Raw genomic sequence first — 6012 nt, 5'->3', positions numbered from 1 at the left:
AAGGTGCCATGCCCCTCTTCGACGAAGACGACCTGACCATCACCTACCACGTCGTGGTCAACCACGAGGACCAGTATTCGGTCTGGCCCCAGGGCCGGGATATCCCGGACGGCTGGAACACCACTGGTTTCACCGGACTGATCGACGCCTGCATGGCGGAGATCGAACGCGTCTGGACCGATATGCGTCCGCGCAGCCTGCGCCGGATGATGGACACGGCAGCCAACTGATGCGCGATACACATCTCCTGCCCCTGGGCACCGGCGACGAGTGGGGCGTCTGGCCCGGCTTCGTCGTCCGCACCACGGGCATGCCCTTCGACTGGCTCTCCGCAGCTGCCGCGGACTCGTTCGCGGACGCCCACCGGGCGGCCATGGAAAACCTGCGGACAGCCGCCGAGGACGGCCTCTTCCAGGGGGCGCTCGCCTGGCAGAATCCGCTGCTCGGAGAACAGGTACGCAAGGGAGCGTTCCTGTCGGGCAAGCGACGGCGCTATCTGCGCCGGTCCCTGGCCGCCTACCTCTCCCGCTACTGCGCCAAGAACGACACCATCGGTTTCTTCGGCCCCTCGGTGTGGGGCTCGTTCACCTCCCGGCCGTCCCGGACGACGCCTGCCGGCCGTTCGCCGCGATCACGTGAGGTGTACCTGGAACTCTGGGCGGTCCGTACGCTCGCCCGTGCCCTGCGGGTGCGGCACGGCCTGGACCCATGGGTGGTACCCCGGATCGCCCCCAGCCTCGACATCACGCCGCGGGGCATCACCCTCCAGGACGGCTCGCGACTGCCGATGACGTCCCTGCGGCACCGTGTGCTGGAGGCGTGCGACGGCAGCCGCGGAGCCTACGAGATCCCGCTCGCCTGCCCGGACGCGACCGCGGCCGAGGTGCGGGCGGAGGTCCGACGGCTCCAGGCCATGGGCGTCCTCAGCGGGGACTTCGCCATCCGGCAGGCGCGCCGGCCGGAGCGGCAACTACGGGGGCAGCTCATGCGGGTCAGCGATCCGCTGCGCCGCGCCGCGGCCCTGCGGGACCTCGACGAGGTCACCCGTGCCGTGGCGGCCCTCAAGGAGTGCGCCGACGATCCGCGGCGGCTGGCCGCCGCGCTGACCGCGGCCGAGGAGGTCTTCGTCCAGGTCACCGGCGAGGAGGCCCAGCAGGGAGCCGGGCAGTTCTACGCGGGCAAGCGCATCGCCTACGAGGACTGCGTAGCCGATCTCGACGTCGAACTCGGTCCGGAGGTGCTGGGAAAGGCAGGCCCGGTACTCGAACTGGTTCTGACCGCCTCCCGCTGGTTCTCCCACGCCATCGCGGCCGAATACACCCGTGCGGCACGGGAGATCATCGAGGCGGACGGTGGTGGCGGGGCCGAGGGCTATCCGTTCCCCCGGCTCCTCGCCGAGATGTCCACGACCTTCTGGGACGACGCGGTGCGGCCGGTCGACGCGGCCCGTGCGGAGCTGCGCCGACGCTGGACGAAGATCCTTCAGCCGCACGGGGACGGTTCACCGACCGTGCGCACCGTCGCGGAACTCGCCCCGGTGGTCGCCGAGATGTTCCCGGCGAGCGGTCCGGCGTGGACCGAAGCGCGCTGGCACAGCCCCGACCTGATGATCGACGCCGTGTCGGCCGACGCCGTCCGGGCCGGTGAGTTCCAGGTGGTGCTCGGCGAGCTGCACTCGTGCATCAACACGGTCAACGCGCTTCTCTTCCTGGACACGGCGCCGAATGCCGAGGAGGTACGCGGCTGGATGGACCGGGAGATCGCCGGTGCGGTCTACCCGCTCTATCCCTTCGGCACCGGCCACGTGAACTCGCGTACCGCACCGCCTGACGCGCACCTGTCGACGCTGTGCCGGTACATCGGCATCGGCAACGAGCCCTCCTACCACCCGGCCGGCGCCGAGCTCGTCCCCGCCGCCTCCCTCCGCGTCCACCCCAGCGGGGAGGGCTTCCGGGTCGTGTCGGCCGACGGACGCTTCGACGAGAGCCTCACGGAGGTGCTGGGCGACTACCTCAGCAGCGCCGCCGCCCAGTCCTTCAGCTTTCTCGAACCGGCCGCACACCAGCCCCGCATCACCATCGACGATGTCGTGGTGTGCCGTGAGACCTGGCGGGTCCCCTTCGCGGAATTCCCGGAACCCGGCGCGAAGGAAGAAGCCGTCTTCGACTTCTTCCAGCGGCTGCGGTCCGGGAAGGGAATTCCGCAGAACCTGTTCGTCAGGGTGTCGGGCGAAGTGAAACCCATTTACGTGGATCTGGGCAACCCGCTGATGGTCGACATGCTGTGGTCGAAGATACGACGCGGCCGTGAACGAGTCCCCGACGGCGAGCTGACCTTTTCCGAAATGCTCCCCGGGCCGGCTGGAATGTGGCTGAGGGACGATGCGAACCGGCGCTATCCGGTGGAATTCAGAATCGTTGCAACAGACAGGAAGACCCATGGCTGAGAGTGCGCAGTCCCTCGCGAACCCCGTCCTCCCCACCGAGGTGCGGCCCGCCGTACGGATGGAAGGGCTCACCAAGTCGTTCGGCGACCTCCAGGCGGTCGTGGACGGACGCATGGAGGTACTGCCCGGTGAGGTGGTGGCGGTGCTGGGGCCCAATGGCGCGGGCAAGACGACGAGTCTGCACTGCCTCCTGGGTCTGCGGCAGCCCGACTCCGGAGTGGTGGAGCTCCTGGGAGGCTCTCCGGCCTCCCCGAAGACCCGGGAGAAGTGCGGAGTCGTCCTGCAGAACTCCGGGCTGCCCGGCTCGCTCAAGGTGCGCGAGCTGATCGACCTCTTCCGTGCCTACTACCCCGAGCCGATGAGCACTGAGGAGGTCCTGGACCTCGCAGGTCTCGCGGACCTGAGGGAGCGCTTCTTCGGAGAGCTCTCCGGTGGACAGCAGCAGCGGGTCTACCTCGGGCTCGCGCTGTGCGGCAGGCCGAGGGTGCTGTTCCTCGACGAGCCGAGCGTGGGCCTCGACAGCACAGCACGCCGTCAGCTCTGGGCCGCGGTACGGCGGGTCGCCGCCGAGGGGACCGCCGTCCTGCTGACCACGCACTACCTTGAGGAGGCCGACGCCCTGGCGGACCGCGTCGTTCTCTTCGCCTCGGGCCGCACGGTCTTCGAAGGCTCCACCGCGGAGATGAAGTCCCACTTCAGCCGCCGACGCGTCACGTTGAGGCCGACGAGCGCCGCCTCCGTCGAGGCCGTGCGGGCCGACGGTGCGCAGGACGTGGAGTACGTCGACGGCGTGCTCTCGCTCACCACGGCGCACACGGCGGACGTGCTGAAGTCGCTGCTCGGCACTGAGCCGGACCTCGACGGCATCGAGGTCCGGGGCGTCAGCCTGGAGGAGGCTGTCGAGGAGGTGCTGCGGTCCAGCACCAGCGACCTTTCCTCCGGGATCCCGGCCGCTCCCGCGAGCCGGGGCACGGCGACCGGCCCCCGCGCCGCGAAGGAACGGCTGGACGCACGGTCCTGGACGAGGATCGTGCGTGCGCAGACGAAGGCCGAATTCCTCAAGCTCAAGCGGGACATGGCCTTCATCCTGACGACCTGTCTGCTGCCCACCATCTTCTTCGCGTTCTTCGGGCTCTCCCAGGGCCGCAGCGGTGACCCGGAGGCCATGGCGTACACCGTGGCGGGATTCAGCGCCTACGGCGCCGTCGGAGTCGGCCTGTTCGGGTTCGGTGTCGGCATAGCGGCGGAACGAGGCTTCCGCTGGGACCTGCTGATCAGGGCGACCCCCATGCCGCCCAGCGCCTATCTCTCCGCACGTGTCGTCCCGGCCGCCGTCTTCACACTGTTCACGCTCGCCCTGCTCGGTGCGTTCGCCACCGCTGTCGGAGGAGTGAGGCTCGATCTCGCGCAGTGGGCCGGCCTTGTGGGCGGACTCACGCTCGGCAACATCGTCTTCGTCGCGATGGGGCTGGCCATCGGCTACAACCTCTCCCCCAAGGCCGCAGGTCCCGTCTCGACCATCGTGTACCTCCTGATGTCGTTCGCCAGCGGCATGTTCGTCCCGCTGAACCAGCTGCCGGACTTCGCCGAAACGATCGCCCCGGCCCTGCCCACCTGGCACTTCGCCCGAATCGGCTGGGACGCGGTCGGTATCGAACCGGGCTTCGGCCTCCCCTCCGTGCTGGTGCTCCTCGCCTACGCCGCCGCCTTCACCGCTCTTGCCGTCCTGGGGTACCGCCGTGAACTCAAGACCCGTTTCCTCTGACGGCCGCCGTGTCCCGACGAGCCGCGAGGGGGCGTTCCTGCGCGGCCTCCCGGCTCCGGACGACCCGCGACCTCTGCTCATCGCCTTCCCGTACGCGGGCGGCGGAGCCGGTGCCTTCACCGAGTGGCAGGCGCTCCTCGCCGACCACTGCGCCCTTCTCCCCGTCCACCTCCCGGGCCGCGAACGCCGCTTCCACGAGCGCCCCTACCGGCGCGTCACCCACCTGGTCCGCGACCTCGTCCAGGAGATCGGCCCTCTCACGGGCGACCGGTCCGTGCTGTTCTGGGGCCACAGCATGGGGGCATCGGTCTCGGTGGCCCTGACGCTGGAACTGTCCGTCCAGGGCTACCCGCCCCCGGCACACCTCCTGCTCTCCGGAGCGGGATCCCCGGACCGGCGGGTCGCCAAGGACCTGGTGCACGTCCTCGACGACGAGCGGCTGACGGCGCGGCTGCGGCAGTACGAGGGGACCCCGGCGGAGGTCCTGGACAACCCTGACCTGCTCCAACTGGTCCTGCCGGTCCTCCGGGCGGACTTCGAGCTTCTGGAGACCTGGCCGCGGCCCCTCCCGCAGCCGCTGCCCGCGCCGCTCACCGTGCTGTACGGCGAGGACGACCGGTCGGTCAGCGCCCATCAGGTGGACGGCTGGCATGCCTACAGCGACCGGCCCGTCACGATGCGCCCCTTCCCCGGCGGCCACTTCTTCATCCGCTCCCATGCCGAAGAGATCGCCGCGGTCATCCGCGATCTCGTCGGCACCGGCGCCTAGCGCGGCCGCGTTCGGCCCGCACCCATCACAGACAACAGACCACAGACAACAGACCAGATCAGGGGAGAACCATGAAAGCCATCGTCATCAAGGAGTTCGGCGGACCCGAGGTCGTCCAGGTCGAGGAGGTCCCCGACCCCCGGGCCGGAGACGGTGCGCTGCTCATCGACGTGGAGCAGTCGGGTCTGAACTTCTCGGACCTGCACCAGATGGCAGGCAGCTACCTCAAGAAGAACGACCTGCCGTTCGTTCCGGGAACCGAGGTCTTCGGTACGGACCCCTCCGGACGCAGGGTCCTCGGCATCATCTCCTCCGGCGGACACGCCGAACGAGCCGTCGTGCCCGCCGGATCGGCGATCCCCGTACCGGACTTCGTCACCGGGCAGGAGGCCCTGGCCCTCGGAATCCAGGGCTTCACGGCCTGGCATCTGCTGCGTACCTGCGCACGGACCGTACGAGGTCAGTCCGTCGTCGTGCACGCGGCCGCCGGCGGTGTCGGCTCGATCGCCGTACAGCTCGCCAAGGCGTGGGGCGCGTCCCGGGTCATCGCGGTCGCCTCCACGCCGGACAAACGGGAGCTGGCACTCTCGCTCGGGGCGGACGCCGTGGCGGACTCGCACGCCGCGGACATGACCGCCGCCCTGCTGGAGGCCAACCGGGGGCGGCCGGTCGACGTAGTCCTGGAGATGGCCGGTGGACGCACCCTTGATCAGGGCCTCGCCGCGCTGGGCACCCACGGCCGCATGGTGGTGTACGGCACGGCCTCGGACGAGCCCTCCACCCCGGTACGTCTGGAATCGCTGATCGGTGCCTCGCGCTCCGTGATCGGCTTCTGGGCCGCCGACCTGATGCGAACGACCCCGCGCGCGCTGTCGGACACCCTCACCGGCCTGTTCGGCATGGTGAAGAACAAGCAGCTGAAGCCCGTGAACGGTGGTTCGTACCCCCTGGACCAGGCTGCCCATGCCTTCAGCCTGTTCGCCGGCCGGTCCACCACGGGCAAGGCCGTACTCCGGATGACCGAGAACTGAG

Annotated in this window: 5 protein-coding genes; all 5 read left to right on the top strand. The window is 69.7% G+C overall.

Going from position 1 to position 6012, the window contains the following annotated elements; genetic code table 11:
• Positions 1 to 8 precede the first annotated feature (8 nt).
• Entirely contained in the window at positions 9 to 230 is a 222-nt protein-coding gene (locus ACFW9Z_RS15945; RefSeq protein ID WP_384640281.1) for an MbtH family protein, read from the top strand.
• Complete coding sequence (locus ACFW9Z_RS15940) at positions 230 to 2446, top strand: lantibiotic dehydratase (RefSeq protein WP_384640278.1); 2217 nt, start codon at positions 230 to 232, stop codon at positions 2444 to 2446. The genes ACFW9Z_RS15945 and ACFW9Z_RS15940 overlap by 1 nt, the downstream gene beginning before the upstream one ends.
• Positions 2439 to 4211: an ABC transporter ATP-binding protein/permease gene (locus ACFW9Z_RS15935; RefSeq protein WP_384640276.1), complete on the top strand. Its 1773-nt coding sequence runs from the start codon at positions 2439 to 2441 to the stop codon at positions 4209 to 4211. Before ACFW9Z_RS15940 ends, ACFW9Z_RS15935 begins: the two co-directional genes overlap by 8 nt.
• Positions 4186 to 4980: a thioesterase II family protein gene (locus tag ACFW9Z_RS15930; protein WP_384640274.1), complete on the top strand. Its 795-nt coding sequence runs from the start codon at positions 4186 to 4188 to the stop codon at positions 4978 to 4980. Before ACFW9Z_RS15935 ends, ACFW9Z_RS15930 begins: the two co-directional genes overlap by 26 nt.
• Before the next feature lie 71 nt (positions 4981 to 5051).
• Positions 5052 to 6011 (top strand): zinc-binding alcohol dehydrogenase family protein, encoded by a 960-nt coding sequence (locus ACFW9Z_RS15925; RefSeq protein ID WP_384640272.1) that lies wholly within the window; start codon positions 5052 to 5054, stop codon positions 6009 to 6011.
• Position 6012 lies beyond the last annotated feature (1 nt).

It is taken from the genome of Streptomyces sp. NPDC059452 (genome assembly GCF_042750035.1).
Lineage (GTDB): Bacteria > Actinomycetota > Actinomycetes > Streptomycetales > Streptomycetaceae > Streptomyces.
Note: the sequence above shows the minus strand (reverse complement) of the source record. Positions and strands in the feature narration are given on the sequence as shown.